This is a genomic window from Streptomyces sp. NPDC029014, from assembly GCF_055564695.1.
In genome coordinates, this window is the sequence record NZ_JBVHVT010000022.1 from 34,821 (window position 1) to 60,840 (window position 26,020).

A 26,020-nucleotide genomic window follows, 5' to 3' on the forward strand; every position below is an offset into this window, starting at 1 on the left:
AACGCCGAACGACCCCGGTCAGTGCCCGGACGTCGCCTTCAGCCCCACCACGGCCACCAGCAGCAGCACGATGAAGAACACCCGGGACGCGGTGACCGGCTCACCCAGCACGACCATCCCGAGCACCGCGGCCCCGGCCGCACCGATGCCCACCCACACCCCGTACGCGGTCCCGATCGGCAGCGTCCGCGCCGCGTACGACAGCAGCACCATGCTGGCGACGATCCCCGCACCGGTGAACACGCTCGGCCACAGCCGCGTGAACCCGTCGGTGAACTTCATGCCGATCGACCAGCCGACCTCGAGCAGACCGGCGACGAGTAGGAGAACCCAGGCCATGACGGCACCTCCGGAACGAGAACGGAAACGGGGGTGCGTCGTCTTGTCGTCAACCCGGTACGGCGCGTCTCGTCGGGGCGGTTCACCCCCACCGTAGCAAAGCGGCAGCACGACAAAAGGGCCGGTGACCGAGGTCACCGGCCCACCGGCCGACCACGGCACGACCGCGGACGAAGACGAGAAGAAGGAAGCCGAAAGCCGGAAGGCAGAAGGCAGAAGGCAGAAGAACCGATCAGAGGTAGAGGCCCGTGGAGTCCTTCGACCCCTCCAGGCGCTCCGACGCCACCGCGTGCAGGTCCCGCTCACGCATCAGCACGTACGTCGCACCCCGCACCTCGACCTCCGCCCGGTCCTCCGGGTCGTACAGCACCCGGTCACCCGGCTCCACGCTGCGCACGTTCTGCCCGACCGCCACCACCTCGGCCCAGGCCAGCCGCTTGCCCATGGCAGCGGTCGCCGGGATGAGGATCCCGCCGCCCGATCGCCGCTCGCCCTCGGGCGAGTCGGACTTCACGAGCACGCGGTCGTGCAGCATGCGGATGGGCAGCTTGTCGTGGGTGGTGTTGGTGTTGTCGCTCACGCCACGAAACTACCCGCCCGCGCCCGGCCTGTCCGCCGCAGGGTCCTCAGCGCTTGCGGCGCGCCGACACCACGATCAGCCCGACCACGCCCGCGGCCAGCAGCACGACCGGCACGATCCGGTCCATGCGCGGGGCGCCGTCGTCGTCCCGCAGGCCGTCCCGCACGTCCGTCATGAAGCGGTTCACGGTGACGACCGCCCGCCCCGCCGTGTGGTCGACCGTCGACACGACCTTGGCCTTCGCGTCCCCGACGATCGTCTTCGGGTGCAGGCGCACACCGATCTCGTCGAGCGTCTCGGCGAGCTGCCCGCGGCGGCGGACGATGTCCGCCTCGATCTGTGCGGGGGTCCTGGCTTCCGGCACCGCGCTGCCTCCGTCGTCGTGGTCGTGCCCATGGTCTGGTCGCATGGGGGCGTGATCCGCCATGGACAGTCTGTCAGCTTAGTCTCGTGGCGTAGCGATCCACCTCCCGAGGAGACTGTCGAGATGAGTGAGCGACTCCAGCCGGGCGACACCGCCCCTGCCTTCACCCTGCCCGATGCGGACGGCAACGAGGTCTCGCTCGCCGACCACAAGGGCCGCAAGGTGATCGTGTACTTCTACCCCGCCGCACTGACGCCGGGCTGCACCAAGCAGGCCTGCGACTTCACCGACAACCTGGACGTGCTGGCCGGGGCCGGCTACGACGTCATCGGCGTGTCGCCGGACAAGCCGGAGAAGCTGGCGAAGTTCCGCGAGAAGGAGCACCTGAAGGTCACCCTCGTCGGCGACCCGGAGAAGCAGGTCCTGGAGGCGTACGGCGCCTACGGCGAGAAGAAGCTGTACGGGAAGACGGTGACCGGGGTCATCCGCTCCACGGTGATCGTGGACGAGGAGGGCAAGGTCGAGCGCGCCCTGTACAACGTCAAGGCCACCGGCCACGTAGCCAAGATCATCAAGGACCTGGGCGTCTGACCCGTCCCGATCCCTGCGACGGCCCGCACCCATCCGGTGCGGGCCGTTCCGTTTATCGGACACGTCCACCCGTAACCGTCCGATTATCGACCCGTTACTCCATGCGAGGACCGCACGCACGGGCGAGCGGCCAGAGGCGGGGGAAGCATGCCGGCGACCCGGTACACACGAGAACGACTCACGGAGGCGGCGCACACGTCGCGGACGCTGAGCGAGGCGCTGGAGCGACTGGGGGTGGACCCACGCGGCGGCTCCCGCCGTTACGTGCGCGACCTCATGCGCACGCTCGGGATAGACATCTCCCACTTCGAGAGGGAAGGGGTGAAGTGGACGAAGGAAGTCCTGTCGGAGGCAGTGGCCGCATCCACGAACATGTACGAGGTCCTGCGCCGCCTCGACCTCGCGCCGGTCGGCGGCCACCACACCCACATCAGCAGCAAGGTGAGGGCGTTCGGCATCGACACCTCCCACTTTGCGCCACCCGCGCGCACCGAGCGCATGCGGGACAACGGCCGCCGTCGATCGGCTGACGAGATCCTGCGCGAGGACCGCTCACCGCACGCCAGTCGCATTCCGAACACGCGGCTGCGGCGCGCCCTGCTGGAGACGGGAGTCGAGGAGAGGTGCGCCGACTGCGGTATCGAGGCGGTGTGGCTGGGCGAGCCACTCTGCTTGGAGGTCGACCACATCGACGGAGACTGGCGCAACAACCGCCGCGAGAACCTGCGCTTCCTGTGCCCGAACTGCCACTCCACCACGGACACTTACCGCGGCCGCGGCAAGGGAAGGCGCTGATGGCAGACATGGCCTATACCAAGGAGCGACTCGCCGAGGCAGCGGCCCGGTGCACGAGCATGGACGAGGTGATCGACTTTCTGGGCACCAAGAGGTATCCCAGGCTCGACGCCTACCTCCGAGAGCGGTTCCGGAAGTTCGGCATCGACACCTCCCACTTCGGCCGCCGGAAGCACCAACGCCACGTGAAGCCCGACGGTGCGGCGCTGCGTGACGCGGTCGCCGCCTCGCACTCGCTGGCAGAGACGCTACGGCGACTGGGGATCGCCGCGTCCGGGAGTGCGAAGGACCGCCTCAAGCGCTGGATTCACGAGGACGGACTCTCGACCGCGCACTTCCTCGGCCAAGCACACCAGCGCGGCAAGCCCGGGCCCACGCCGCTCAGGCCGGCGTCGGACATCCTCGTACGCCACGACGGCACGCGACGCACCGAGACCCGACTGCTGCGCCGTGCACTCAGCGAGGCCGGCGTCCCGGAGTGCTGCAATCGGTGCGGTGTGGCCCCGCAGTGGCGGGGCCGCCCCATGACCTTGGAGGTCGACCACATCAACGGTGATTGGAGCGACGACCGGCGCGAGAACCTTCGCCTGCTCTGCCCCAACTGCCATGCCGTCACCAGCACCTGGTGCGGGGGAGGACGCCGACGGCCTGTCCCTGATCGGGATGGTCCGGCCGTAGACTAGACCCAACACACCAAGCCGGATGTCCGAATTGCCCGGCTTGTTGGCGGTCGTGGCGAAATAGGCGATACGCGCTGGGTTTAGGTCCCAGTGGGGTAATACCCGTGGGGGTTCGAGTCCCCCCGACCGCACCACAGCACACGCAGGCCCCGTGCACACCAGCGCACGGGGCCTGCGGCGTTTCGGCGTACCGACGGTCAGCCCAGCAGGTCGCGGATGACCGGGACCAGGGCGCGGAAGGCCTGGCCGCGGTGGGAGATGGCGTTCTTCTCGGCCGGGGTCAGTTCCGCGCAGGTGCGGGTCTCGCCCTCGGGCTGGAGGATCGGGTCGTAGCCGAAGCCGCCCGTGCCGACCGGGCTGTGGCGCAGGGTGCCCAGGAGGCGGCCCTCCACGACGTGCTCGGTGCCGTCCGGGAGGGCGAGGGCCGCGGCGCAGGCGAAGTGGGCGCCGCGGTGTTCGTCGGCGATGTCGGAGAGCTGGGCGAGGAGCAGGTCGAGGTTGGCCTTGTCGTCGCCGTGGGTGCCGGCCCAGCGGGCCGAGAAGATGCCGGGGGCGCCGTTCAGGACGTCCACGCAGAGGCCGGAGTCGTCGGCGATGGCGGGCAGGCCGGTGGCCTGAGCCAGGGCGTGGGCCTTGAGGAGGGCGTTCTCGGCGAAGGTGACGCCGGTCTCCTTGACGTCCGGGACCTGGGGGTACGCGTCCGCGCCGACCAGCTCGTGGGGCAGGCCGGCGTCGGACAGGATGTGGTGCAGCTCGGTGACCTTGCCGGCGTTGCGGGTGGCGAGGACGAGGCGGGGGGCGGAGGGCGTCGAGGTCATGGCGCCCATTATCGCGGCGCCGCACCGGACGCCCTCCTGCCCGCCGGTCGTCCTGCCGGGGCGGGGTCAGCTCAGGTCAGCCAGGTCAGCTCGGGTCAGCCGAGTCAGCTCCGGTCTGTTCGGGCCAGCCGGGCCACCCGGGTCAGCTCGGGGTGCAGACCTTGGAGATTTCCTTGGCGGCGTCGGCGACGGGGGTGACGTCGGGGGTCTTGTTGCCGCTCTGGATGGAGTCGCGGACGTTCTTGACCGCGGTGTTCATCGAGTTGATGGCCTTGCCGAGGTCGGCGTTGTCCGTCTGGTCGCCGATCTTCTTGAGGTTCTGCTCGATCTTCTTCAGGGCGTTCTGGGCGTCCTGCGGGCTGTTGCCGGCGTTGGAGACCGACTGCTGGAGCTCGCCGACGCCGTCGGTGATGGCGACGGCGGTGTTGGCGCAGTCCATGGCCGTCGAGATGGCGTCGCAGGCCGTCAGGGCCGGGAGCGTCAGTGCGGCGGCCACGGCCACGGCGGCTATGCGGAGCTTCATGCGGGTCCCCTCACGAGCATGGGTGAATGCGGTGTTCGGATGTGTGTGCGGACGCGTGTACGTCCACGGGCGCACGGTGGTGTCTCCGTGCGCCCGTGATCACAAGGACGCAGGAGTGCGGCCCGTGGTTCTCGCCGTCCGTACGCCCGTCGGTCAGAGTTCCTGGGCGAGGGCGCTGCGCTGGATGGCTTCGAGGTCGGCGCAGCCGCCGGCGGCGAGGTCGAGGAGGGCGTTGAGTTCCTTGCGGTCGAAGGGTTCGCCTTCGGCGGTGCCCTGGACCTCGACGAAGCGGCCGTCGCCGGTGCAGACGACGTTCATGTCGGTTTCGGCGCGCACGTCCTCTTCGTAGCAGAGGTCGAGGAGGGGGACGCCGTCGACGATGCCGACGCTGACGGCGGCTACGGTGCCGGTGAGCGGCTTGCGGCCGGCTTTGATCAGCTTCTTCTGCTGGCCCCAGGCGACGGCGTCGGCGAGGGCCACGTAGGCGCCGGTGATGGCGGCGGTGCGGGTGCCGCCGTCGGCCTGGAGGACGTCGCAGTCGAGGACGATGGTGTTCTCGCCGAGGGCCTTGTAGTCGATGACGGCGCGGAGCGAGCGGCCGATGAGGCGGGAGATCTCGTGGGTGCGGCCGCCGATCTTGCCGCGTACGGATTCGCGGTCGCCGCGGGTGTTGGTGGAGCGGGGCAGCATCGAGTATTCGGAGGTGACCCAGCCTTCGCCGCTGCCCTTGCGCCAGCGCGGGACGCCTTCGGTGAAGGAGGCGGTGCAGAAGACCTTGGTGTCACCGAAGGAGATGAGGACGGAGCCCTCGGCGTGCTTGCTCCATCCGCGTTCGATGGTGACCGGGCGGAGCTGTTCGGGCGTGCGGCCGTCGATGCGTGACATGCGTCCGAGCCTAGTGGGTGTGGGGGTGCGCGAAGACCCCGTCGGCCGGGCGGGCGTGCGCGGGGACGGGGTCTGCGGCGGTGGCGCGATGGCGCGGTGGCGCGGTGGTCAGTGCGCTCGGCGGGGCCGGGCGGTGGGGACCGGTGTCACATCATGTCTTCGATTTCGGCGGCGATGGGGTCGGCGTCGGTGCCGATGACGACCTGGACGGCGGTGCCCATCTTGACGACGCCGTGGGCGCCGGCGGCCTTGAGTGCGGCTTCGTCGACGAGGGCGGGGTCGGCGACTTCGGTGCGCAGGCGGGTGATGCAGCCTTCGACTTCTTCGATGTTGTCGATGCCGCCGAGCCCGGCGACGATCTTCTCAGCCTTGGTGGCCATGTGTCTCTCCCTGAGTTCTGCGAAGAACGAGTCTCGGCGGCTCTGGTCCGGCCAGTGCGCTCCGGTTTGTCACGGTAGCCCACTGTTGGCCCAGCTACGCGAGCGCGGGTGTTGCCCGTGCCGAATGATGGCGGTCAGTGGCAACCCGCCTTCTGGTGCGGGCGTGTGGGACCGCACCAGAAGTGGTCTACACCAGTGTGCCGCACGGACGCAGCTGCCCCAAACAGGCCCGCCAGGGAGGTAGCCGATGAGCGCGAGCAGTGCGGCGGCTGCGCCGCGGCGCAGCGGGTGGAACAGCCTGTTCCAGGGTCTGCAGAAGATGGGGCGGAGTCTGCAGCTGCCGATCGCGGTGCTGCCGGCGGCGGGGATCCTCAACCGGTTGGGGCAGCCGGACGTGTTCGGCGTGGAGGGTCTGGACTGGCAGGCGGTGGCGAGGGTGATGGCGGGCGCGGGGGGTGCGCTGTTGAACCCGGACCTGGGCCTGCCGCTCCTCTTCTGCGTCGGCGTGGCGATCGGCATGGCGAAGAAGGCGGACGGTTCGACGGCGCTGGCGGCGGTGGCGGGCTTCCTGGTCTACCGGGGGGTGCTGCACGCGTTCCCCAACGCGTGTCCGCCGGGGACGCGGAACATCGGTCCGGGCTGCATCGGGCCGAACGAGACGTTCGTGGAGTTCACGTACCAGAATCCGGGGGTGTTCGGCGGCATCGTCATGGGCCTGCTGTCGGCGTGGTTCTGGCAGCGGTTCCACAGGGTGCGACTGGTGGACTGGTTGGGGTTCTTCAACGGCCGGCGGCTGGTGCCGATCGTCATGTCGTTCGTGGCGATCGGGTTCGCGGTGTTGTGCCTGTGGATCTGGCCGCCGGTGGGCGGTGGGCTGGAGAGCTTCTCGGACTGGCTGGTGGGGCTGGGTTCGTGGGGTGCGGGGATCTTCGGGGTGGCGAACCGTGCGCTGCTGGTGATCGGGCTGCACCAGTTCCTGAACGTGCCGGTGTGGTTCCAGTTCGGCAGTTACACCAAGCCGGACGGGACGACGGTGCACGGTGACATCAACATGTTCCTGGCGGGGGATCCGGAGGCGGGGCAGTTCCTGACGGGCTTCTTCCCGATCATGATGTTCGCGCTGCCGGCGGCGGCGCTGGCGATCACGCACTGTGCGAAGCCTCGGCGGCGCAAGGAGGTGGGCGGGCTGATGCTGTCGGTGGCGTTGACGTCGTTCGTCACGGGGATCACGGAGCCGCTGGAGTACTCGTTCCTGTTCGTGGCGCCGGCGCTGTACGTGGTCCACGCGCTGTTGACGGGGGTGTCGATGGCGGTGACGTGGGCGCTGGGGGCGAAGGACGGGTTCACGTTCTCGGCGGGGCTGATCGACTACGTCATCAACTGGGGGTTGGCGACGAAGCCGTGGCTGATCGTCCCGGTGGGTCTGGCCTTCGCGGTGGTGTACTACGCGATCTTCCGGTTCGCGATCACGAAGTTCGACCTCCCCACGATGGGTCGGGAGTCGGACGAGGAGATCGACCGGATGGAACGGGAGAACACGCAGGCGTAGCCGGGCCGGAAGGGAGGTTCCGCCCATTGCCCCCGAGACCCCCGAACCGGGCCGTTCCGGGGGCTTCCGCTTGTTCCGGTTCGCGCTTCGGCGGGTCGGTTCGGGGTCGGGCGGGGGGTTGCGGGGAATGTGGTGCACGCCACAAAAAATCGAAGGTTCCTTATCTAACCCTCACCGTGCTACAACTGGTCTACACCACGCCATTGGTGTAGACCACGCGGGCCAATTCCGGAACCGCGTCACCCCCGAACGAAGACGTCGCCGTCCCCCGTGTTCCTCCGGCGGCGCCTTGCCCTCTGGAGGAAGTTGTGACCACGGTTGCCGCCCCCGCGGCCGAGAAGAAGAAGGGCGCCGGCGCGATGGCTGTCATGCAGCGCATCGGCCGCAGCCTCATGCTGCCCGTTGCGGTGATGCCCGCCGCCGCGCTCCTGGTCCGCTTCGGCCAGGATGACATGCTGGCCGACAAATCGCTGCCCGCGCTCGTCCAGAAGCTCGGCGGCTACATGGCCGCAGGCGGCGACGCCATCCTCGGCAACATGGCCCTGCTGTTCTGCGTCGGCATCGCGATCGGCTTCGCCAAGAAGTCGGACGGTTCGACCGCACTGGCCGCCGTCACCGGCTACCTGGTCTTCAAGAACGTCCTCGCCACCTTCACCGACTCGAACCTGCCGACGGTCGCCAAGGTCGTCGACGGCAAGATCGTGAACGTCGAGGCCCCGGTCAACGCGGGCGTCCTCGGCGGCGTCGTCATGGGCATCATCGTCGCCCTGCTGTACCAGAAGTTCTACCGGACCAAGCTGCCGGACTGGGCGGGCTTCTTCGGCGGCCGCCGCCTGGTCCCGATCCTCTCCGCCTTCGCGGGTCTGGTCGTCGGCATCGTCTTCGGCCTCATCTGGCCCGTCCTCGGCACCGGTCTGCACAGCTTCAGCGAGTGGCTCGTGGGCTCCGGCGCCGTCGGCGCGGGCATCTTCGGTGTCGCCAACCGCGCGCTGATCCCGATCGGCATGCACCACCTGCTGAACTCCTTCCCGTGGTTCCAGGCCGGCGAGTACAACGGCAAGAGCGGCGACATCGCCCGCTTCCTCGCCGGCGACCCGAGCGCCGGCCAGTTCATGACCGGCTTCTTCCCGATCATGATGTTCGCCCTGCCCGCGGCCTGCCTCGCGATCGTCCACTGCGCCCGGCCCGAGCGCCGCAAGGCCGTCGGCGGCATGATGTTCTCCCTCGCGCTGACCTCCTTCGTCACCGGCGTGACCGAGCCCATCGAGTTCACGTTCATGTTCATCGCGCCGGTCCTGTACGCGGTCCACGCGCTGCTCACGGGTGTCTCGATGGCACTGACCTGGGCCCTCGGTATGAAGGACGGCTTCGGCTTCTCCGCCGGCCTGGTCGACTTCGGCCTGAACCTCGGCATCGCGACCAACCCGTGGGGCCTGGCGTTCGTCGGCCTGTGCTTCGCGGTCGTCTACTACGTGATCTTCCGGTTCGCGATCACCAAGTTCAACCTGCCGACCCCGGGCCGCGAGTCCGACGAGGAGCTGGCCGAGCTGCAGAAGGCCGAGGCCAAGTAGGCCGGGCAGGCCTACTGGGCCCCGGCGCCTCCGCCGTAGCCGCGAACGAAGCCCCCGCTCTCCCTTCCGGGAGGGCGGGGGCTTCGTCGTACGTCGGGGCGGCCGCGGGGCCGGCCGAGCAGGGGTGCCGGGGCGTCAGACCTCGTAGACGGCGCCGGCGTGCGCGAGGTCGACCGGGCCGTCGTAGACCGCGCGGGCGTCGGAGAGGTTCTGCCGGGGGTCCGTCCACGGCGGGATGTGGGTCAGGACGAGCCGGCCGACGCGGCCGCCGTGCGCGAACTCCCCGGCCTCGCGGCCGTTGAGGTGGAGGTCCGGGATGTCCTCCTTGCCGTGCGTGAAGGAGGCCTCGCACAGGAACAGGTCCGCGCCGTCGGCGAGCTGCGCGAGCTCGGGGCAGACGCCGGTGTCGCCGGAGTAGGTCAGCGAGCGGCCGCCGTGCTCGATGCGGATGCCGTAGGCCTCGACGGGGTGGCTGACCCGCTCGGTGCGCACCTGGAAGGGGCCGATCTCGAAGGTGCCGGACTTGAGCGTGCGGAAGTCGAAGACCTCGCTCATCGAGCGCTCGTCGGGGACGTCCTCGTAGGCGGTGGTGAGGCGCTTCTCGGTGCCCTCGGGCCCGTACACGGGGATGGTGCCGCAGCGGCCGCCCTCGTGCCGGTAGTAGCGGGCCACGAAGTACGCGCACATGTCGATGCAGTGGTCGGCGTGCAGGTGGCTGAGGAAGATCGCGTCGAGGTCGTAGAGGCCGCAGTGGCGCTGCAGGTCGCCGAGGGCGCCGTTGCCCATGTCGAGGAGCAGCCGGAAGCCGTCGGCCTCGACGAGGTAGCTCGAACAGGCCGATTCCGCGGACGGGAACGACCCCGAGCAGCCGACGACGGTGAGCTTCATGGAGCGACAACCTCCGGGACGGTCCGTGGACGGAATGCGGGCCGTGCGTGGGTCGAGCGTAAGGCGCGAAACGTCAGGTCGCTCCTCCGCGGCAGGCCGTTGTGGGGGGAATCACCTGTGGTGTCACCCGGGGGAGCGACGGTGTGGACGGGCGTGCCGGGGCCGTCCGGGGGTGGTTGCGTGCCGTGGGCGACGGGCGCGGCTACCGTCGGACTATGGATACGTCCTGGTGGCCCGCGGCTCTCGCGGTGGTCGCCGTGATGTTGTTGGTGCTGGTCGCGGGGCGTCGGCCGGGGATCGACCGGCGGGCGCCGCCGCCGCACGGTCCGGGTCCGGCGCCGCGGCCGCGGGCGGGCGAACTGTGGACGCTGGCGGACGGGCGGTCCTGTCTGGTGCTGGCCGCGGCGTCCGTACGCGGGCACCGGGCGCGGGTCGCCTGGATCAGCGGGAAGTACGACGACCGGCGGGCCGGGGTGATCCCGCTGCCGCCGGGGACGGTCGGGGTGACGCCGGGCCGGGTGGGCTACCTGGAGGCGGACCGGCCGTCGGAGGTGTGGGTGTGGGAGTTCCGCAGCCGGCTGGGGGTGCTGGACCCCGCGGTGTGGGACGAGGTCAAGGGACTCGGAGGTGGCGGCTGATGGCAGCGGCGCGGGGCAGGGTGCGGGTGCGGCGCGTCTACGATCCGCCCGAGCCGGGGGCGGACGGGGTGCGGGTCCTGGTGGACCGGCTGTGGCCGCGGGGCCTGGCGAAGGCGGCGGCCGCGGTGGACGAGTGGCCGAAGGTGGTGACCCCGTCCGGGGAGCTGCGCACCTGGTACCACGGGGGCGGGGGGACGCCGGAGGAGTTCCGGGCGCGGTACGAGGCGGAGCTGGCGGCCCCGGAGGCGGCGGCGGAGGTGGAGCGGCTGCGGGGGCTGGCGGCCAGCGGCCCGGTGACGCTGCTGACCGCGGTGCGCGATCCGGGGTCGAGTCACGCGGCGGTCCTGGCGGAGCTGCTGTCCCCGTAGCCGTGCACCGGGGCCCGTAGTCCGTTGGCCGGGCCCGTGGTCCGTGGTCCGTTGGCGGGGCCTGTGGTCCGTTGGCCGGGGCCTGCGCCGGGGCCGTGCCATGGCCGCCGAGGCCCCTGCCCGGGCCACCCATCGGGCCCGCCGGAGCGCCGCCCCGCGGGGCCCGTGCCCGCCCCGGGGCCCGCGGGGCGTCGCGGGGCCGGGGGCGGGGCGGGAGTCAGGCCCAGAGCTGGTTCTGGACGGCTTCGATGGCCGCTTCCGTCGTCGGGGCGGTGTAGACGCCCGTCGACAGGTACTTCCAGCCGCCGTCGGCGACGACGAACACGATGTCGGCCGGTTCGCCGGCGGCCACCGCCTTGCGGCCGACGCCGATCGCCGCGTGCAGTGCGGCCCCGGTGGAGACGCCGGCGAAGATGCCCTCCTGCTGGAGGAGCTCGCGGGTGCGGGTGACGGCGTCCGCGGAGCCCACCGAGTAGCGGGTGGTGAGGACGGAGGCGTCGTACAGCTCGGGGACGAAGCCCTCGTCGAGGTTGCGCAGGCCGTAGACGAGGTCGTCGTAGCGCGGCTCCGCAGCGACGATCTTCACGTCGGGCTTGTGCTCGCGCAGGTAGCGGCCGACGCCCATGAGGGTGCCGGTGGTGCCCAGGCCCGCCACGAAGTGGGTGACGGAGGGCAGGTCGCGCAGGATCTCCGGGCCGGTGCCCGCGTAGTGGGCGCCGGCGTTGTCCGGGTTGCCGTACTGGTAGAGCATCACCCAGTCGGGGTGCTCCGCGGCCAGCTCCTTGGCGACCCGGACCGCGGTGTTCGACCCGCCCGCCGCGGGCGACGAGATGATCTCGGCTCCCCACATGGCGAGGAGGTCGCGGCGCTCCTGGCTCGTGTTCTCCGGCATGACGCAGACGATCCGGTAGCCCTTGAGCTTCGCCGCCATCGCCAGGGAGATGCCGGTGTTGCCGGAAGTGGGCTCCAGGATCGTGCAGCCGGGGTACAGCCTGCCGTCCTTCTCGGCCTGCTCGACCATGTGGAGCGCGGGGCGGTCCTTGATCGAGCCGGTCGGGTTCCGGTCCTCCAGCTTGGCCCAGATGCGGACGTCCTCGGAGGGCGACAGCCGGGGCAGCCGGACGAGCGGCGTGTTGCCGACCGCGGCGAGCGGGGAGTCGTAACGCATCAGGCGGCGCCGCCGGCCACCGCGGGGAGGATGGTGACGCTGTCGCCGTCCTTGAGCTCGGTCGCGATGCCGTCGAGGAAGCGGACGTCCTCGTCGTTGAGGTAGACGTTCACGAAGCGGCGCAGCTTGCCGCCCTCGACGATGCGCTCCTCGATGCCCTTGTGGCGCGTCTCCAGGTCCGCGAACAGCTCGGAAAGGGTGCCGCCCTCACCGCTCACGGCCTTCTCGCCGTCGGTGTAGGTGCGGAGGATGGTGGGGATGCGGACCTCGATGGCCATGGCAGGCTCCAGTGTGAAGTGGTGCGGGGAGGGGTTGAGGGCGCGCGGCTCAGGCCCCCGCGCGAGGGGCTGCGGTGCTCAGGCGGCAGGACAGATGCTGCTGGCGAGACGGCACAGGTCGACGTGCAGCCGCGCCACGAGCAGCAGTCTGCCGGGCGTCTCGATGCTCACGTCGGGAGGAACCATGCGGTCATGTTAACGATTCCCGGTCCGGCGTTTGGAGTGTGATCCCGCATCGTGGACTCCTCCGGCTCACATCCTGGTCAGTAGGCCTCGACGACCTCGACCTCCTCCTCGGTGATGACGCCGTCGACGATGCGGTAGGAGCGGAACTGGAACTCCCCGAGGCCGTCGGTGTCGGCGGTGGAGACGAGGACGTAGTGCGCGGCGGGCTCGTTGGCGTAGGTGACGTCGGTGCGCGAGGGGTAGGCCTCGGTCGCGGTGTGCGAGTGGTAGACGATGACGGGTTCCTCGTCGCGGTCGTCCATCTCGCGGTACAGCTTCAGCAGGTCCTTGGAGTCGAACTCGTAGAACGTGGGCGAACGGGCCGCGTTCAGCATGGGGATGAACCGCTCCGGGCGGCCGGTGCCCGCCGGGCCGGCCACGACGCCGCACGCCTCGTCGGGGTGGTCCTTGCGGGCGTGCGCGACGATCTGGTCGTACAGGGCCTGGGTGAGGGTCAGCATGAGCGACAGGATAAGCAGACGGGCCCCCGCGTACCGGGGTGTGGTACGCGGGGGCCCGCATGCTGGACACGCGGCCGGTGGGCCACGGTCGGGGTGCCGGTCAGGAGGTGGTGCTGTCGGCCTTGGCGAAGGCGGCTCCGGCCGGGTTGCGGCGCTTGAGCACGAGGTAGGAGACGCCGAGGACCAGCGCCCACAGCGGGGCGCAGTACAGCGAGACGCGGGCGTCGGCGTCGGCGCCCATCATCACGATGACCACGCCGATGAAGGCGAGGGACAGGGCGCTGGTCCACGGCGCGCCCGGCGTCTGGAACGGGGAGGCGGGCAGTTCGCCGCGCTGGACCTTGGCCCGGTAGCGGATCTGGCAGACGAGGATGATGATCCAGGCCCACATGCCGGAGATGGTGGCGAAGGAGACGACGTAGTCGAAGGCCTTGCCGGGGGCGACGTAGTTGATCCAGACGCCGAGGAGCATGAGGGCGGCGGAGAAGGTGGTGCCGACCAGCGGGGTGCCGTTCTTCGTCAGCCTGGTGAAGAACTTCGGGCCCTGGCCGTTGAGCGCGAGGTCGCGCAGCATGCGGCCGGTGGAGTACATGCCCGAGTTGCAGGAGGACAGGGCGGCGGTCAGGACGACGAAGTTGACGATCGCGGCGCCGATCCCCAGGCCCATCTTCTCGAAGGCCAGCACGAAGGGGCTCTCGCCCGCCTTGAACTGGGACCACGGGATGACCGACATGATCATGATGAGGGCGCCGACGTAGAAGACGGCGATGCGCCACGGCACGGTGTTGATGGCCTTGGGCAGGGTCTTCTCGGGGTCCTTGGACTCGCCGGCGGTGACGCCGACCAGCTCGACGGCCAGGAAGGCGAAGACGACGATCTGGAGCGTCATCAGCGTCTCGCCGATGCCGTTGGGGAAGAAGCCGCGGTCGTTCCACAGGTTGGAGAACGAGGCGCCGGCGGCGGCGTCGGAGAAGCCGATGGTGAGGATGCCCGCGCAGATCAGGATCATGCCGACGATGGCGGTGACCTTGACCATGGAGAACCAGAACTCCAGCTCGCCGAAGAGCTTCACGGAGATCAGGTTGGCGGTGTAGAGGATGACGGTGAAGATCAGCGCGTAGGCCCACTGCGGGAAGCTGTCGTGGGTCCAGTACGACATGTACTTGGCCGCCGCGGTGACCTCGGTGATGCCCGTGACCACCCAGAACAGCCAGTAGGTCCAGCCGGTCGCGTATCCCCAGAACGGGCCGAGGAACTCTCGGGCGTAGTCCGAGAAGGAGCCCGAGACCGGGCGGTACATCAGCAGCTCGCCCAGGGCGCGCATGATGAAGAAGATGGCGAGGCCCGCGATGGCGTAGGCCAGGATGAGACTCGGTCCGGCCTTCGAGATGGCCTTGCCGGCGCCCAGGAAGAGGCCGGTGCCGATGGCTCCGCCGATCGCGATCATCTGGATCTGGCGGGCGCCGAGCGTGCGGTGGTACCCCTCCCCGCCGTCGGCTCCGGTTCCCTCACCGGGTGCCGTGTGGTGCTGCTCGACCTGCGCTGAGGTCATGATCTGGTGCGCCTTTCTCCACGCCGACCCGCGCCTGACTGGCTGCGGATCGGGTCCTCGATCCCCCCGGATACGGATGGAGTTGCACGCCGGCGGTCAGCCGGTTCAAGCAGGCCGGCGGGAACATGGGTGGCGCCCCTTCGGCAGTCGTGAAGATCTATCACGGTTCGGGGACGACCGAAGGGAGTAAAAGTGGCACTGTGCCCGATAAAAACGGGACAAGAGACAAGAAAACGATCAGATCACCGTATGACGGTGATCTGATCGTTATCCCGATCTGAGCATCAGCTGAGGATCCGCCCCGGGCTCTCCGGGAGGTTCCCGCGGGGGTTGCCGCCGGGTCCTCAGAAGGTTTCGATCAGGGTTTCCTGGAGGCCGCCGAGCCAGAGGTACGCCATCACCATCGGCTTGCGCGGATCGTCGTCCGGCAGCCGGTAGAGGGCGGCGCTCTCGTCGTCCTCGGTGATGTCCAACCGGGCCGCGATCGTCAGCCGCAGGTCGTTGAGGGCGCCGAGCCAGCGCAGCGGCAGCTCGCCGGTGAGTTCCAGTACCGCCGCCCCGTCACCGCCGAGGGTGAGCCCATCCAGGCTGCGGACGACGGCCAGCGCGTCCTGGCGCTTGCGGGTGCGCAGGTCGTTCTCGGTGAACCGGCGGAACTCCGCCGACCGGGCGACCAGCTCGTCCGCGTCGACACCCTCCTCCGCGCTGCCGGGACCGGGACCGTAGGCGTCCGGGAACAGCCGCGCGAGCGCCGGATCGGAAGGGGGCTCGGTGGGGCCCTCGGCGAAGAGGGCGGCCAGCGGGTCGGCCCCCGCGTCCGGCTCGGGCTCGCCGGGGCCGATGAGCTCCAACAGCTGCACGGCCAGGGAGCGCAGGATGGAGATCTCGATCTCGTCGAGCGCGATGGCGGCACCGCCGCCCTTGCGTGCTTCGAACATTCCGGTGGAGCGCCCCATCACATCCGGTCCTGGGAGAGGGTCGCCCACAGGCCGTAGCCGTGCATGGCCTGCACGTCGCGCTCCATTTCCTCGCGGGTGCCGCTGGACACCACGGCCCGCCCCTTGTGGTGGACGTCGAGCATCAGTCTGTGCGCCTTGTCCTTCGAGTAGCCGAAGTACGCCTGGAACACGTACGTCACGTAGCTCATGAGATTCACCGGGTCGTTGTGCACCAGCGTCACCCAGGGGACGTCGGGTTCGGGGACCGCGGATGCCTCTTCGGCCGATTCGGTGCGTTCGATCTCAATGGGAGCAACACTCACCCGTCCCATGCTGCCACTGTGACAGGCCCGTCGCACAAACGGGACCTACATTTCGTCACTCTGACGAAATGTGCGCTAGCATCCCTGACATGAACCCTGCGGACCTGGGCCTGCCGGTGGACGTGCCGTCGACAGCGCTCTTCACGGATCATTACGAGCTCACGATGCTGCAGGCCGCCCTGGCGAACGGCACCGCCGACCGCCGCTCGGTCTTCGAGGTGTTCACCCGCCGGCTGCCCGAGGGGCGGCGCTACGGGGTGGTGGGCGGCACCGGCCGCGTCCTGGACGCGGTGGAGAACTTCCGCTTCGACACCGCCGTGCTGGAGTTCCTGCGCGAGCGGGCCGTCGTCGACATGCGGACCCTGGACTGGCTCTCCTCGTACCGCTTCTCGGGTGACATCTGGGGCTACCCGGAGGGCGAGGTGTACTTCCCCGGCTCGCCGATCCTGCGGGTCGAGGGCAGCTTCGCCGAGTGCGTGCTGCTGGAGACCGTCGTCCTGTCGATCCTCAACCACGACTCGGCGATCGCGGCCGCCGCCTCCCGGATGGCCTCGGCCGCAGGCGACCGGCCGCTGATCGAGATGGGCGCGCGGCGCACCCACGAACTGGCCGCCGTGGCCGCCTCGCGGGCCGCGTACGTCGGCGGCTTCACCTCCACCTCGGACCTGGCCGCCGGATTCCGCTACGGCATCCCCACCGTCGGCACCAGCGCGCACGCCTTCACCCTGCTGCACGACAGCGAGCGGGACGCGTTCACCGCCCAGGTGGCCTCACTGGGCCGCGGAACCACCCTGTTGGTGGACACGTACGACGTGGCCGAGGCGGTCCGGGCCGCCGTCGACATCGCCGGCCCGGAACTCGGGGCCGTCCGGATCGACTCCGGCGACCTGCTGCTGGTCGCGCACCGGGTGCGGCAGCAGCTCGACGAGCTGGGCGCCACCGGGACGCGGATCGTCGTCACCTCCGACCTCGACGAGTACGCCATCGCCTCGCTGGCGGCCGCCCCGGTCGACGCGTACGGCGTCGGCACCCAGCTCGTCACCGGCAGCGGGAACCCGACCTGCTCCATGGTCTACAAACTGGTCGCACGGGCCGACTCCGCCGACCCCAAGGCACCGCTGGTGCCCGTGGCGAAGAAGGCCTCGAGCGGCAAGACCTCCATCGGCGGCCGCAAGTGGGCCGCCCGCCGGCCGGATGCGGACGGCGTCGCCGAGGCCGAGGTCGTCGGGACCGGGCCGGTCCCGGCGGCCCTCGCCAACCGGCAGCTGCTGGTGCAGCTGGTCAAGGGGGGCGAGGTGATCGGCCGCGAGCCGCTGGAGGTCGCCCGGGACCGGCACCGCGAGGCCCGCGGGCGGCTTCCGCTCTCCGCGACGCAGCTGTCGCGGGGCGAGGCCGTGATCCCGACCGAATACGCCTGACCGCCGGCCCTTCCCCCGCCCCGCCGGCCCTTCTCCCGCCCTGCCGACCTGGCCGCCGACACGGCCTGGCCGCCGACACGGCCTGGCCGCCGACACGGCCTGGCCGCCGACCGGGAGGGTCCGCCGACCCGGAGGAGCCCGGCGCCCCCCAACGGATGCCTCGGGAAGACAGCCGCCGGGAGGCAGCCGTTGCCGCTGCGCGGGGCCTCTCCCCCACCCCGCCCCTTCCCGAAACCGGGACTCCGCCCCCGGACCCCTTTCGCCTCAAACGCCGGCGGGGCTGAAGGTCGGGGCTCCGCCCCGGACCCCGCGCCTCAAACGCCGGCGGGGCTGTTGGTCACCCGGCGGGGCGGGGCGCCCGGCAGGACTGGGGGCGCCCAAACCTCGGCGCGGCTGGCGGGCCGCCCGGCCCTGGGCGTCGCCTCGATCGCCGGCGGGCCGGGGGCACCTGACAGGCCGGCGCGGCTGGCGGGTCGCCCGGCGCTGGGAGCCCCGATCGCTGGTGGGCTGGGGGTGCCCGGTGGGCTGAGGGGCACCTCAAACGCCGGCGGGGCTGGGGGCCCGGAGGGGCTGGGGGACCTGGCAGCGCCGGGGCGCCTCGAACGCCGGCGGGGCTGGGGGTGCCCGGAGGGGCTGGGGGGCCTGGCAAGGCTGGGGGGCCTGGCAAGGCTGGGGGCGCCTCGAACGCCGGGGGCTGCGGGGTCGGGCGCTGCGCGCCCGGTGCGCTCCGGCGCCGCGCGGGCTGGATCGTGCCGCCGTCGGGGAAATCCAGCCCCGCCGGCGTTTGAGGCGCGGGGGTCCGGGGGCGGAGCCCCCGGAGTTCAGCCCCGCCGGCGATTGAGGCGCGAGGTCGGCGGCGGAGCCCCGGGGCTCCAGGTCGCCGGCGTTCGAGGCGCCGGGGGTCCCGGGGGCGGAGTCCACGGTTTCGGGAAGGGGCGGGGTGGGGGAAGAGGCCCCACGCAGGGCCCGCCGCCGGACACCGCACCGCACCGCACCACACCACACGCACACCACAAGACAAGCCGAAGGGCACGCGACATGCACCGCGCACTGATCGTCGTCGACGTACAGAACGACTTCTGCGAAGGCGGCAGCCTCGCGGTCGCCGGCGGGGCCGACGTCGCCGCCGCCATCACCGAGCTCATCGGGCAGTCCACCGCCGGCGGCTACCGGCACGTCGTCGCCACCCGCGACCACCATGTCGACCCGGGCCCCCACTTCGCCCGGCCGCCGGCCGACCCCGACTACGAGACCACCTGGCCGGCCCACTGCGTGGCCGGCACCGAGGGCGTCGGGTTCCACCCGAACTTCGCGCCCGCCGTCGCCTCCGGGGCCGTGGCCGCCGTGTTCGACAAGGGCGCGTACGAGGCCGCGTACAGCGGCTTCGAGGGCGCCGACGAGAACGGCACCCCGCTCGCCGACTGGCTGCGCGAGCGGCACGTCACCGAGGTCGACGTCGTCGGCATCGCCACCGACCACTGCGTGCGGGCCACGGCCCTGGACGCCGCCCGCGCGGGCCTGCGCACCCGCGTCCTGCTCGACCTCACCGCTGGCGTGGCCCCGCACACCACGGAGCGGGCCCTGGACGAGCTCCGGGCCGCCGGGGTGGACCTCGTCGGCACCCCGGTCGTCCGGGCCGCCTGAGGGCCCGCCCCGGCGCTCCCGCCCACGCTGGTGCTCCCGCCCGCCCCGGCGCTTCCGCCCGCCGGCATTCCGCGCCGGCGCGGAATGCCGGCGGAGCCGCTCAGGCGCCGCGCAGCAGGGCCCGTATCGGGTGCCAGAGCTCGCCCGCCTCGTCCGGGACGGCCCGCCACAGCAGGCCGTCCGGGTGGTGCAGGACGGCCGTGACCTCGTCCGGGGTCGGTGGCTCGGTGTTGCCGCGCAGGTACACCGCGCGCAGCCCGAGGTTCCGCAGCCTGGTCAGGGCGCGGGCCCGGTTCGCGGCGAGCACCAGGACCCGTACGGGCCCGGAGTCGCTGCTCCCCGCCGGTCTGGGCAGGGTCAGCGCAACGACGACGCTCCCGTTCGGGAGCCTGGTGAAACCTCCTGCAGGCATGCTGTACGTCTCCCCCGTCAGCTGGATGTCAATAACACCGGTCGCATCCGCATCTAAACGCGATCGGCCGCCGCCCGCTAGGGGGCGACGGCCGATCATGCTGTGACCTGCGGTTTTACCCGATCACTTGGTGGCGGGGCCGACCTCGATCGTCATCTGGAGGCCGTCGTAGGTCTCCTTCGCGATCTTGATCTTGGTGTTGGTGTCAGTCACCTTCACCGAGCCGGTCGGGTTCTCGTCGTAGTAGTACTTGCCCTTGTGGTCGTCGAAGACCAGGTTCGCGGGCTTCGGCTTCAGGAAGAGCGACTCACCCTTGTTGTGCAGGGTGAAGGCGTCCGTCGAGTACGCGCTGAAGGTGGCGTCGTACGGCTGGATCTTGTTGCGCAGCAGGGTGCCGTCCGACCACTTCATCGGCTTGGCGTTGGCGTCGATCGGCAGGATCAGACCCTGGCCCGGGTGCTGGCTGGTGTTGTTGTCCTTCTGGGACTTGTCCCACAGCCAGATCAGCAGGCCGTCCTGGTACGGGTAGTGCTCGACCCAGTTCGGGCGGGTGTTGGCCCAGCCGAAGTTGTACGGGCCCACCTTGAGGGTGGAGTCGTACGAGACGTAGCGGCGGTTCTCCGCGATGTAGTACTGCGGGTACTCCTTGGTGAAGCCGGAGCCCTGGCGGGAGAAGCCCTTGGCGGTCCAGCCGTTGTCGCCGTTCTCGGCGCCGTCGGTGAACAGGCTCTGGCCGTCCGCGGTGATCGCGAGGGCGTCGGCGGTGAAGCCCTTGCCGCCCGCGCCGCCGTCCGTCTGGTAACGGAAGCGGAGGTCGATCTTCTTGCCGGCGTAGGCGTCGAGCGGGAACTTCAGGTCCTGCCAGCCGCCGGAGGCGTCGGTGAGACCGGCGTTGCCCGCGGCGTCGGCCGGGATGGCCTTGCCGTTGGCGGTGCCGTTCAGGACGGTCCAGGTGGCGCCGCCGTCGGTGGACACCTCGGTGTAGAGGTAGTCGTAGTCCTTCTCGATGTCCCACCAGCCCTTGAGGGAAAGGGCCGCGGAGGACTTGCCGGTCAGGTCGACCGAGCGGGTGAGGGTGTTCTTGAGGTCGTCACCCATGTTGCTCCACCACTGCGAGGAACCCTCGGCGGGAGCGACGATGTCGGTCTTGACCTGCTTCTTCGGCAGCTCGACGACCAGCGCCTGCTTGTCCTTGGTGTTGTACTCCGAGACACCGAGCTTGTGGGTGGACTTCGTCGCGGCCTTGGCCGTGTCGTAGTTCAGCCAGCCCAGCTGGAGCTTGTCCCAGGCGGTCATGTCGCCCGGCATGTCACCTATGGAGTCCTTGCCCTCGCCGAGCCAGGAGCCGGCCGACATCAGGGACCAGAAACCGACCGAGTTCTCGCCGCCACCGGAGGTGTCGTAGAGGTCCGGCAGACCGAGGTCGTGGCCGTACTCGTGCGCGAAGACGCCGAGGCCGCCGTTCTCCGGCTGCATCGTGTAGTCGCCGACCCAGATGCCGGTGTTGCCGATCTGGGTACCGCCGGCCTTGTTGTTGGCCGGGCCGGTCTTACCGTTGTCGGTGCCGTAGGCGTACCAACGGTGCGCCCACAGCGCGTCCTTGCCCTGGACACCGCCGCCGGCCGACTCGTCCTCGCCCGCGTGGACGATCTGGAAGTGGTCGATGTAGCCGTCGGGCTCGTTGAAGTTGCCGTCGCCGTCGAAGTCGTTGCGGTCCCACTGGTCGTACTGCGCCAGCGTGGCCTTGATGTCGGCGTCGGACTTGCCGGCCTTCTTCTGGCCGTCGACCCACGCGTTGACGCCGTCGCGGACGGTGTCCCACACGTTGGCGCAGTTGCTCTGGCCGCAGTAGTTCGAGCCGTAACGGGCCTCGTTGTACGGGATCTTGACCCAGTCGGCGACCTCGCCGTCGACCGAGTAGCGACCCGAGGAGGTCTTCTCGTAGTAGGTCTTCAGCGACTCCTTGCCGTTGCCGGTACCGAAGTACAGGTCCTGGAAGTACTGCCGGCTGAAGTCCTTGCGCCAGGCCGTGCTGTTGTTGTTCGCACGGTCGGGCTGGGCGATCGTGTTGTGCAGCGGACCGGGGGTGCCGCCGAACTTCGGGACCGCCGGCTTGGGGCCGTCGGGGCCGTCCGGGTCGAACATGGTCGTGTTGTCGACCTGGTCGCCGAACTCGACGAGGATCGTGAAGATCTTGTCGGTCTTCTCGCGGCCGAGCTCGACGTACTTCTTGTCGTCGAGCTTGACGACCTTGGAGGCGCCCCGCTGCTCGACGGTCTTCTTGCCGCTCAGCACCTGGTCGAGGGCAGCTTCACGGGCCTGGGCCTGCTGGTCGCTGAACGGGCCCTTCAGGTTGTGCTGGACCTGCTCCTTCGCGGGAGCGGTCGGGTCCTGGCGGTTCGCGGCGGGCGCGGTCGACGGCGCGTCGACGGCCTGGGCGGTGGTGAGGAAGGCGCCGGAGGCCGTGGTCGCGGCCAGGGTCACGCCGATGGCCGCCGCACGCAGGGCGCGCCGGCGGTAGGAATTGCTGGTCACTTGATGTCGTTCCCCTCCCGCGGCCGCGACACAGGTCGGAACGTCTCCGTAGGAGTGGGGGGTTCCGCGCGGCGCGCGTCTCAAGTGACGACATTTGACCGGAGAGTCTAAAGAAAAGACAGACCTTGACTTCTTCCTTACAACTGCACTATGCGGTGGGGGAGTTCCGCTATCCGGACGTTACGCAGTCATACGGGACGAAGGACGCGTCCTGCCCACGATGCGGGACGGGGCGTACCCCCGTGCGCCCCCCGTGCACCGGGCACCGTGGGTCAGGTCACGCTTACGGCCCGTTCCGTCCGGGCATGCCCGGGACGTAGAGTCGCTTGACGCGCGACCCAGTTGAGCAGACTCCCCCCACCCGCCTTGAGGACGGAAACCGCCATGCCGCGCCCGACTGCCGCCCAGTTCCTCTACGGGTCCGCCGCCGTCGTCGCCTCGACGATCGCCATGCTGCTGCTCTCGCAGACCAGCTCCGGATCGGGTGTCGCGGTCATCACCACCGCCGGCCTCGCCCTCGGCCTGCTCGTCGCACTCACCGCCGCCGCGCCCCGCGGCCGGGGCCGGCACGCGGCCGGCGCCGGATCCGCCGCCGGAGGCCGACCGGGAGCCGCCACTGTTACCGAAGTCACGCCCCTTCCGGCGCCCGAGGGCGCCGACGAGGACACGGCGGCGGCCGCCCGGGTGCCGGAACCCCGGACGGCCGCCGCCGAACGACCCGTACGACCGGCACGATTCGCACAGCCCGCACAGCCCGTGCACCGCTGAGCTAGGCGGTCACCACCACCGTCTTGCCGACCTTGTCGTGCAGGGCCTGCCGGTACGGCTTGTCCACGAGCATCGACACGATCAGCGCCAGCGGCCACAGGCAGAAACAGCAGATGAGCGTGGGCAGCCACAGCACCGCGGCACGGGCCAGGGCCGGGCCGGACTGCGGGACGCTGCCGTCGTTGAGCATCGCCACGCGCAGCCCCAGCGCCCTCTTGCCGACGGTCCGGCCGTCCTTCCTGGTGAACCACCAGTCGTAACCGACGAACGCCACGATCGAGAGCAGGGTCATGGCCAGGCCGGTGCCGCTGTACGACTTGGTGAAGACCTCGCTGACGTCCTCGCCCTTGTCGGTCTGGACCGCGTACCGGTTCGTGCCGAAAGCCAGTTGGATGAGGAACAGCGGGATGAACACGATGACGACGTCGATGGCCCGGGCCGCGAGCCGCTTGCCGAAGTCGGCGAGCGGGGGCATGCCGGCGAGCGGGTCGGGCATGCCGTAGCCGCCGCCGGCTCCCGAACCGAAGGGGTCGCCGCCGTACGGGGGCGGCGGGGGCGGGTGACCGCCGCCCGGGCCGCCGTCGTACGGACCACCGGGGGGCGGGCCGCCGGGGGGCGGCGGGCCTCCCGGAGGGCCGGCCGGAGGGCCAGCCGGGGGCGGCGTCCCGCCCGGGGGTGGCGTCCCGCCGGGAGGCGTTCCGCCCGGGGGCGTTCCGTTCGCCGGGGGCGGGCCCTCGGGTTTCTTGCGGAAGGGGTCGTCCCCGGGTGGCTGCTCCGGCGGCGGCTGGTCGGTGCTCATGCCCCGAGTCGAACCCGGCCCCGGGGGCCCCGCAACGCGGCGGAGTCCGATCGGGGGAGACCGCTCCCGGCCCGCCTCCTGAGGGGTGGTCAGCGGGCCACGTAGGTCCCGGCGGCCCTGTCGTGCGCGGCCCTGAGGCGGGGTCGGTCCGCGAGGCACCACAGCCCGCCCACGGGCCCGAGGAACGCCCCGACCAGCCAGCGGGACAGGGCCGCACCGAAGCCGGGCGGGCGGTACGTGGCGGCGGACAGGACGCGGACGCCGAGCAGCTTCTTGCCGGCGGTCCGGCCCCAACGGGCGGTCGGCAGCACCTCGTAGAGCAGTCCGAACACCACGAGGGCGCCCAGGACCAGGCCCGCGTACCCGGCGATGGTCGCGTCGAACAGCCAGACGGTGGTGGCCCTGCCGCTGCCCCGGGCCGCGTCCACCTTGGACTGGAGGTGTGCCTCGGCCGCCGGTACGAGGGGCAGGGCGACGGCCGCGGCGACGGCGCCGAGCACCAGGGTGTCCAGGGCGCGGGCCAGGAACCGGCGCGGCAGCCCGCAGGGGCGCACGGCCCGCTCCGCCATCTGCTCGAAGACGGCCCGGTCGGTGGTCCGCGCCGGAGCCGGGGCGGTCGGGGAGGCGGCGGGGACTGCGGTGGCGGAGGCCTCGCGCACGGTGCGGGGCGGCTGCGCGGGCGCGGCTGCCGGCGGGGTCCGGTCGGCGGGGAAGCCGCGGCCGGCCGGGGACACGGGGGGCTCGGCGGACGTACGGGGCGTGGGCGACGCGGGAGGCACGGCAGCGGCGGGGTGCACGAGCGCGGCGGGGGCTTCGGTGGTCGCGGGGAACGTGTCGGCTCCGCGCGCCGGGGCCGCCGCGCGGGACGGCCGGGAGCCGGGCTGCGGCTCCGGGCGCGGGGCGGGGGGCGCGGCCGGGGCGGCAGGGGCGGTAGGGGCGGCGGAGGCGGCCGGGGTGCGGCGCTCCGTCGCCTGGGGCCACGAGGAGGTCATCCCGGAGTCGGCGCCGCTCCCGGGGACGGTGGGCCACGCCGTGACCGGGACCGACTGCACGGCCGCGGCGGCAGCTGCGGCGGCCGGGGAGCGGGCCGACAGGATGCCCACGCCCTGGGCGGGGTACCGCTCGGCGGCCGCGGCCGCCGCCGCGGTACCGGACGCGGCGGGGGTACGGGCGAAGGAGACGCCCGGCCCGCGCTCCGTCGCCCCGTCCGGGCGGCGGTCCGCGTACCCCTCCGGGCCCCTGCCCGGGCCGTCGCCGGGGCCGCTGTCGCTGCCGCCTGCCGTGCCGTGCGCCCCGCCCGTGGCTCTGCGGACGGTCGGCTCCGGCTCCGGGTGGGGGCCGCGGCCCGGAGCCGCGCCCGCGGGCCGGGCGGGGGCGTGCCCCGCGGCCGGTTCCGGCTCGGGCCGCCCGGCGGGGTCGCCGCCGCCCCATGACACCCGGCGGTCGTACGGCCCGCCGAAGCCGGACTGGCGCAGGGGGTCGGCCTGCCAGGAGTCGGCGCGCGCCGTCGGCACCGGCGTCGACGGCGCCGGATCAGGCGCCCGTTCGGGTTCGGGATCGGGTTCGAGATCGGGATCGCGATCGGGATCGGGCAGGGCCTCGGTCACGGAGGTCTCGTCCGGCAGCGCCGGACCGAGCCGGTCGGCGGGCGTGGCGGGCCGGCTCGTGCCCGGCACCCAGGACAGGCCGTTCCAGTACCGGACGTAGCCGGGGATGGACGGATCGGGGTAGTAGCCCTCGCGGGCCGCGTGCTCTCCGTCACCAGGGGAGGCCGTCATGTCCCCAACTCCGATCGTGGGCTTGAGGCTTGTGCAAGGGAAGGACCATAGCCAAGAACCGCCCCCCGGGAGGTCCGGTAACGGGAGAATCCAAGCCTTCGGGCGAACATCCCTCCGTAGGGTTGTTTTCGGCCACCGAAAGATTCACGCCATAGTGCGATCCGGTGCGCGAAGTCGCGTCATAGCCGGGCGCACCGGCGCTCTCTGCGGGTGTGGGGCCGACGACCCGGCCCCGCGCACCGAACCGAAGCGAGGCCGCCATGCACCACCACCCCGTCGTCGAGCGCGAGCTGGAAGTCAGGCTGGTCCTGTCCCCCGAGCGCAGCGTCCCGGTCCCCGCGCGACTGGTCTACCTCGTGGACGACCCGTACGCCGTCCACGTCACCTTCCACACCGGCTCCTGCACCCCGGTCAACTGGACCTTCGCCCGCGAGTTGCTGGTCGAGGGGGTGTTCCGCCCCTGCGGGTACGGGGACGTCCGGATCTGGCCGGCCGGGCTGGAGGACCGGTCGGTGCTGTGCCTGGCGCTCACCTCCCCCGACGGGGACGCCCTGCTGGAGGTCCCGGCGGCCTCGGTGTCGGCGTGGCTGGAGCGCACGCTGCGGGTGGTCCCGCCGGGCACCGAGGCGGACCTGCTGGGTCTGGACGCGGCGCTGGCCGAGTTGCTCGCCCCGACCCCGGCCGACGACCTGTGGATGCGCGATGCGTGGCCGTCGGACGAGGTCGCGGACGGTGACCTGTGATGCGGGGCG

29 protein-coding genes, 1 tRNA gene, 1 pseudogene and 1 riboswitch are annotated in these 26,020 nt (G+C 71.3%); of the genes and pseudogenes, 12 read left to right on the top strand and 19 right to left on the bottom strand.

What is annotated here, in order from left to right:
- Positions 1-18: 18 nt before the first annotated feature.
- From ACZ4VL_RS14575 to ACZ4VL_RS14585, 3 genes are all read right to left on the bottom strand, one after another.
- Positions 19-339 carry a DMT family transporter gene (locus tag ACZ4VL_RS14575; protein WP_468199672.1) on the bottom strand — a complete coding sequence of 107 codons (321 nt, stop codon included), beginning with the start codon at positions 337-339 and terminating at the stop codon, positions 19-21.
- Between the two features lie 32 nt (positions 340-371).
- A riboswitch (guanidine-III (ykkC-III) riboswitch) is annotated at positions 372-431 on the bottom strand.
- Between the two features lie 140 nt (positions 432-571).
- Positions 572-874, bottom strand: coding sequence for a GroES family chaperonin (locus tag ACZ4VL_RS14580; RefSeq protein ID WP_360637762.1), 303 nt, complete (start codon positions 872-874; stop codon positions 572-574).
- A gap of 91 nt (positions 875-965) precedes the next feature.
- Positions 966-1,328 carry a DUF3618 domain-containing protein gene (locus ACZ4VL_RS14585; protein WP_468199673.1) on the bottom strand — a complete coding sequence of 121 codons (363 nt, stop codon included), beginning with the start codon at positions 1,326-1,328 and terminating at the stop codon, positions 966-968.
- 78 nt (positions 1,329-1,406) lie between these two features.
- Here ACZ4VL_RS14585 and bcp point away from each other — a divergent pair, with 78 nt between their 5' ends.
- From bcp to ACZ4VL_RS14605, 4 genes are all read left to right on the top strand, one after another.
- Positions 1,407-1,874: a thioredoxin-dependent thiol peroxidase gene (gene bcp / locus ACZ4VL_RS14590; RefSeq protein WP_468199675.1), complete on the top strand. Its 468-nt coding sequence runs from the start codon at positions 1,407-1,409 to the stop codon at positions 1,872-1,874.
- 147 nt (positions 1,875-2,021) lie between these two features.
- Positions 2,022-2,669 carry an HNH endonuclease signature motif containing protein gene (locus ACZ4VL_RS14595; RefSeq protein WP_468199676.1) on the top strand — a complete coding sequence of 216 codons (648 nt, stop codon included), beginning with the start codon at positions 2,022-2,024 and terminating at the stop codon, positions 2,667-2,669.
- 8 nt (positions 2,670-2,677) lie between these two features.
- Positions 2,678-3,352, top strand: coding sequence for an HNH endonuclease (locus ACZ4VL_RS14600; RefSeq protein ID WP_468199745.1), 675 nt, complete (start codon positions 2,678-2,680; stop codon positions 3,350-3,352).
- A 43-nt stretch (positions 3,353-3,395) separates the two neighbouring features.
- Positions 3,396-3,483 (top strand) — tRNA-Leu (locus ACZ4VL_RS14605).
- A 63-nt stretch (positions 3,484-3,546) separates the two neighbouring features.
- Here ACZ4VL_RS14605 and rdgB read toward each other — a convergent pair.
- The 4 genes and pseudogenes from rdgB to ACZ4VL_RS14625 all read right to left on the bottom strand — a co-directional run.
- On the bottom strand, positions 3,547-4,167 hold the full coding sequence (rdgB, locus tag ACZ4VL_RS14610) for an RdgB/HAM1 family non-canonical purine NTP pyrophosphatase (protein ID WP_468199678.1): 621 nt from the start codon (positions 4,165-4,167) through the stop codon (positions 3,547-3,549).
- Between the two features lie 142 nt (positions 4,168-4,309).
- A complete protein-coding gene (locus tag ACZ4VL_RS14615) occupies positions 4,310-4,690 on the bottom strand; it encodes a hypothetical protein (RefSeq protein ID WP_468199679.1) in 381 nt (126 codons plus the stop codon).
- A 153-nt stretch (positions 4,691-4,843) separates the two neighbouring features.
- On the bottom strand, positions 4,844-5,575 hold the full coding sequence (gene rph, locus ACZ4VL_RS14620) for a ribonuclease PH (RefSeq protein ID WP_385849215.1): 732 nt from the start codon (positions 5,573-5,575) through the stop codon (positions 4,844-4,846).
- Between the two features lie 146 nt (positions 5,576-5,721).
- Positions 5,722-5,964, bottom strand: a pseudogene (locus ACZ4VL_RS14625) (PTS sugar transporter subunit IIB); the annotation flags it as partial.
- A gap of 238 nt (positions 5,965-6,202) precedes the next feature.
- Between ACZ4VL_RS14625 and ACZ4VL_RS14630 the strand changes: the two are divergent.
- A complete protein-coding gene (locus ACZ4VL_RS14630; RefSeq protein ID WP_468199680.1) occupies positions 6,203-7,504 on the top strand; it encodes a PTS transporter subunit EIIC in 1,302 nt (433 codons plus the stop codon).
- A 359-nt stretch (positions 7,505-7,863) separates the two neighbouring features.
- Positions 7,864-9,075, top strand: a complete 1,212-nt coding sequence (locus ACZ4VL_RS14635) for a PTS transporter subunit EIIC (RefSeq protein ID WP_468199746.1) — start codon at positions 7,864-7,866, stop codon at positions 9,073-9,075.
- Between the two features lie 135 nt (positions 9,076-9,210).
- Here ACZ4VL_RS14635 and ACZ4VL_RS14640 read toward each other — a convergent pair whose 3' ends face one another.
- On the bottom strand, positions 9,211-9,963 hold the full coding sequence (locus ACZ4VL_RS14640; protein ID WP_468199681.1) for an MBL fold metallo-hydrolase: 753 nt from the start codon (positions 9,961-9,963) through the stop codon (positions 9,211-9,213).
- Between the two features lie 215 nt (positions 9,964-10,178).
- Between ACZ4VL_RS14640 and ACZ4VL_RS14645 the strand changes: the two genes are divergently transcribed.
- Together ACZ4VL_RS14645 and ACZ4VL_RS14650 are read left to right on the top strand one after the other, a co-directional pair.
- A complete protein-coding gene (locus ACZ4VL_RS14645) occupies positions 10,179-10,601 on the top strand; it encodes a hypothetical protein (RefSeq protein ID WP_468199682.1) in 423 nt (140 codons plus the stop codon).
- Positions 10,601-10,969, top strand: coding sequence for a DUF488 domain-containing protein (locus tag ACZ4VL_RS14650; protein WP_468199684.1), 369 nt, complete (start codon positions 10,601-10,603; stop codon positions 10,967-10,969). Before ACZ4VL_RS14645 ends, ACZ4VL_RS14650 begins: the two co-directional genes overlap by 1 nt.
- Before the next feature lie 217 nt (positions 10,970-11,186).
- On the opposite strand, the gene ACZ4VL_RS14655 is transcribed toward ACZ4VL_RS14650, so the two are convergent.
- From ACZ4VL_RS14655 to clpS, 7 genes are all read right to left on the bottom strand, one after another.
- The gene (locus ACZ4VL_RS14655; RefSeq protein WP_361084616.1) at positions 11,187-12,137 is read right to left on the bottom strand and encodes a PLP-dependent cysteine synthase family protein; all 951 of its coding nucleotides are present in this window, start codon (positions 12,135-12,137) and stop codon (positions 11,187-11,189) included.
- Positions 12,137-12,415, bottom strand: a complete 279-nt coding sequence (locus tag ACZ4VL_RS14660) for a MoaD/ThiS family protein (RefSeq protein WP_468199685.1) — start codon at positions 12,413-12,415, stop codon at positions 12,137-12,139. The genes ACZ4VL_RS14655 and ACZ4VL_RS14660 overlap by 1 nt, the downstream gene beginning before the upstream one ends.
- Positions 12,416-12,493: 78 nt before the next feature.
- Entirely contained in the window at positions 12,494-12,601 is a 108-nt protein-coding gene (locus ACZ4VL_RS14665; RefSeq protein WP_360637723.1) for a putative leader peptide, read from the bottom strand.
- Positions 12,602-12,678: 77 nt separating this feature from the next.
- The gene (locus ACZ4VL_RS14670) at positions 12,679-13,101 is read right to left on the bottom strand and encodes a M67 family metallopeptidase (protein ID WP_468199686.1); all 423 of its coding nucleotides are present in this window, start codon (positions 13,099-13,101) and stop codon (positions 12,679-12,681) included.
- Positions 13,102-13,201: 100 nt separating this feature from the next.
- Positions 13,202-14,653, bottom strand: a complete 1,452-nt coding sequence (locus ACZ4VL_RS14675) for an amino acid permease (RefSeq protein WP_468199687.1) — start codon at positions 14,651-14,653, stop codon at positions 13,202-13,204.
- Positions 14,654-14,997: 344 nt separating this feature from the next.
- Complete coding sequence (locus tag ACZ4VL_RS14680; protein WP_468199688.1) at positions 14,998-15,591, bottom strand: DUF2017 domain-containing protein; 594 nt, start codon at positions 15,589-15,591, stop codon at positions 14,998-15,000.
- 17 nt (positions 15,592-15,608) lie between these two features.
- Positions 15,609-15,923 (bottom strand): ATP-dependent Clp protease adapter ClpS, encoded by a 315-nt coding sequence (gene clpS / locus ACZ4VL_RS14685; RefSeq protein ID WP_361084631.1) that lies wholly within the window; start codon positions 15,921-15,923, stop codon positions 15,609-15,611.
- 80 nt (positions 15,924-16,003) lie between these two features.
- Between clpS and ACZ4VL_RS14690 the strand changes: the two genes are divergently transcribed.
- Together ACZ4VL_RS14690 and ACZ4VL_RS14695 are read left to right on the top strand one after the other, a co-directional pair.
- Positions 16,004-17,332, top strand: a complete 1,329-nt coding sequence (locus ACZ4VL_RS14690) for a nicotinate phosphoribosyltransferase (RefSeq protein ID WP_468199689.1) — start codon at positions 16,004-16,006, stop codon at positions 17,330-17,332.
- 1,038 nt (positions 17,333-18,370) lie between these two features.
- Complete coding sequence (locus ACZ4VL_RS14695; RefSeq protein ID WP_404242279.1) at positions 18,371-18,976, top strand: isochorismatase family protein; 606 nt, start codon at positions 18,371-18,373, stop codon at positions 18,974-18,976.
- A gap of 100 nt (positions 18,977-19,076) precedes the next feature.
- Here ACZ4VL_RS14695 and ACZ4VL_RS14700 read toward each other — a convergent pair whose 3' ends face one another.
- The gene (locus tag ACZ4VL_RS14700; protein ID WP_361084638.1) at positions 19,077-19,388 is read right to left on the bottom strand and encodes a hypothetical protein; all 312 of its coding nucleotides are present in this window, start codon (positions 19,386-19,388) and stop codon (positions 19,077-19,079) included.
- A 123-nt stretch (positions 19,389-19,511) separates the two neighbouring features.
- Entirely contained in the window at positions 19,512-21,923 is a 2,412-nt protein-coding gene (locus tag ACZ4VL_RS14705) for an immune inhibitor A domain-containing protein (protein ID WP_468199691.1), read from the bottom strand.
- A 384-nt stretch (positions 21,924-22,307) separates the two neighbouring features.
- On the opposite strand from ACZ4VL_RS14705, the gene ACZ4VL_RS14710 reads away from it, so the two are divergent.
- A complete protein-coding gene (locus ACZ4VL_RS14710; RefSeq protein WP_468199692.1) occupies positions 22,308-22,691 on the top strand; it encodes a hypothetical protein in 384 nt (127 codons plus the stop codon).
- Position 22,692: 1 nt separating this feature from the next.
- On the opposite strand, the gene ACZ4VL_RS14715 is transcribed toward ACZ4VL_RS14710, so the two are convergent.
- Both ACZ4VL_RS14715 and ACZ4VL_RS14720 read right to left on the bottom strand, forming a co-directional pair.
- Entirely contained in the window at positions 22,693-23,490 is a 798-nt protein-coding gene (locus ACZ4VL_RS14715; protein WP_468199693.1) for an RDD family protein, read from the bottom strand.
- Between the two features lie 89 nt (positions 23,491-23,579).
- On the bottom strand, positions 23,580-25,268 hold the full coding sequence (locus ACZ4VL_RS14720) for an RDD family protein (protein ID WP_468199694.1): 1,689 nt from the start codon (positions 25,266-25,268) through the stop codon (positions 23,580-23,582).
- Between the two features lie 260 nt (positions 25,269-25,528).
- Here ACZ4VL_RS14720 and ACZ4VL_RS14725 point away from each other — a divergent pair, with 260 nt between their 5' ends.
- The gene (locus tag ACZ4VL_RS14725) at positions 25,529-26,011 is read left to right on the top strand and encodes an SsgA family sporulation/cell division regulator (protein ID WP_468199696.1); all 483 of its coding nucleotides are present in this window, start codon (positions 25,529-25,531) and stop codon (positions 26,009-26,011) included.
- Positions 26,012-26,020 lie beyond the last annotated feature (9 nt).

Excerpts from the sequence above, each read along its gene's own strand:
- ACZ4VL_RS14575 (WP_468199672.1), bottom strand. The coding sequence starts at position 339 with ATGGCCTGGGTTCTCCTACTCGTCGCCGGTCTGCTCGAGGTCGGCTGG.
- ACZ4VL_RS14580 (WP_360637762.1), bottom strand. The coding sequence starts at position 874 with ATGCTGCACGACCGCGTGCTCGTGAAGTCCGACTCGCCCGAGGGCGAG.
- ACZ4VL_RS14585 (WP_468199673.1), bottom strand. The coding sequence starts at position 1,328 with ATGCGACCAGACCATGGGCACGACCACGACGACGGAGGCAGCGCGGTG.
- bcp (WP_468199675.1), top strand. The coding sequence starts at position 1,407 with ATGAGTGAGCGACTCCAGCCGGGCGACACCGCCCCTGCCTTCACCCTG.
- ACZ4VL_RS14595 (WP_468199676.1), top strand. The coding sequence starts at position 2,022 with ATGCCGGCGACCCGGTACACACGAGAACGACTCACGGAGGCGGCGCAC.
- ACZ4VL_RS14600 (WP_468199745.1), top strand. The coding sequence starts at position 2,678 with ATGGCCTATACCAAGGAGCGACTCGCCGAGGCAGCGGCCCGGTGCACG.
- rdgB (WP_468199678.1), bottom strand. The coding sequence starts at position 4,167 with ATGACCTCGACGCCCTCCGCCCCCCGCCTCGTCCTCGCCACCCGCAAC.
- ACZ4VL_RS14615 (WP_468199679.1), bottom strand. The coding sequence starts at position 4,690 with ATGAAGCTCCGCATAGCCGCCGTGGCCGTGGCCGCCGCACTGACGCTC.
- rph (WP_385849215.1), bottom strand. The coding sequence starts at position 5,575 with ATGTCACGCATCGACGGCCGCACGCCCGAACAGCTCCGCCCGGTCACC.
- ACZ4VL_RS14630 (WP_468199680.1), top strand. The coding sequence starts at position 6,203 with ATGAGCGCGAGCAGTGCGGCGGCTGCGCCGCGGCGCAGCGGGTGGAAC.
- ACZ4VL_RS14635 (WP_468199746.1), top strand. The coding sequence starts at position 7,864 with ATGGCTGTCATGCAGCGCATCGGCCGCAGCCTCATGCTGCCCGTTGCG.
- ACZ4VL_RS14640 (WP_468199681.1), bottom strand. The coding sequence starts at position 9,963 with ATGAAGCTCACCGTCGTCGGCTGCTCGGGGTCGTTCCCGTCCGCGGAA.
- ACZ4VL_RS14645 (WP_468199682.1), top strand. The coding sequence starts at position 10,179 with ATGGATACGTCCTGGTGGCCCGCGGCTCTCGCGGTGGTCGCCGTGATG.
- ACZ4VL_RS14650 (WP_468199684.1), top strand. The coding sequence starts at position 10,601 with ATGGCAGCGGCGCGGGGCAGGGTGCGGGTGCGGCGCGTCTACGATCCG.
- ACZ4VL_RS14655 (WP_361084616.1), bottom strand. The coding sequence starts at position 12,137 with ATGCGTTACGACTCCCCGCTCGCCGCGGTCGGCAACACGCCGCTCGTC.
- ACZ4VL_RS14660 (WP_468199685.1), bottom strand. The coding sequence starts at position 12,415 with ATGGCCATCGAGGTCCGCATCCCCACCATCCTCCGCACCTACACCGAC.
- ACZ4VL_RS14665 (WP_360637723.1), bottom strand. The coding sequence starts at position 12,601 with ATGGTTCCTCCCGACGTGAGCATCGAGACGCCCGGCAGACTGCTGCTC.
- ACZ4VL_RS14670 (WP_468199686.1), bottom strand. The coding sequence starts at position 13,101 with ATGCTGACCCTCACCCAGGCCCTGTACGACCAGATCGTCGCGCACGCC.
- ACZ4VL_RS14675 (WP_468199687.1), bottom strand. The coding sequence starts at position 14,653 with ATGACCTCAGCGCAGGTCGAGCAGCACCACACGGCACCCGGTGAGGGA.
- ACZ4VL_RS14680 (WP_468199688.1), bottom strand. The coding sequence starts at position 15,591 with ATGTTCGAAGCACGCAAGGGCGGCGGTGCCGCCATCGCGCTCGACGAG.
- clpS (WP_361084631.1), bottom strand. The coding sequence starts at position 15,923 with ATGGGACGGGTGAGTGTTGCTCCCATTGAGATCGAACGCACCGAATCG.
- ACZ4VL_RS14690 (WP_468199689.1), top strand. The coding sequence starts at position 16,004 with ATGAACCCTGCGGACCTGGGCCTGCCGGTGGACGTGCCGTCGACAGCG.
- ACZ4VL_RS14695 (WP_404242279.1), top strand. The coding sequence starts at position 18,371 with ATGCACCGCGCACTGATCGTCGTCGACGTACAGAACGACTTCTGCGAA.
- ACZ4VL_RS14700 (WP_361084638.1), bottom strand. The coding sequence starts at position 19,388 with ATGCCTGCAGGAGGTTTCACCAGGCTCCCGAACGGGAGCGTCGTCGTT.
- ACZ4VL_RS14710 (WP_468199692.1), top strand. The coding sequence starts at position 22,308 with ATGCCGCGCCCGACTGCCGCCCAGTTCCTCTACGGGTCCGCCGCCGTC.
- ACZ4VL_RS14715 (WP_468199693.1), bottom strand. The coding sequence starts at position 23,490 with ATGAGCACCGACCAGCCGCCGCCGGAGCAGCCACCCGGGGACGACCCC.
- ACZ4VL_RS14720 (WP_468199694.1), bottom strand. The coding sequence starts at position 25,268 with ATGACGGCCTCCCCTGGTGACGGAGAGCACGCGGCCCGCGAGGGCTAC.
- ACZ4VL_RS14725 (WP_468199696.1), top strand. The coding sequence starts at position 25,529 with ATGCACCACCACCCCGTCGTCGAGCGCGAGCTGGAAGTCAGGCTGGTC.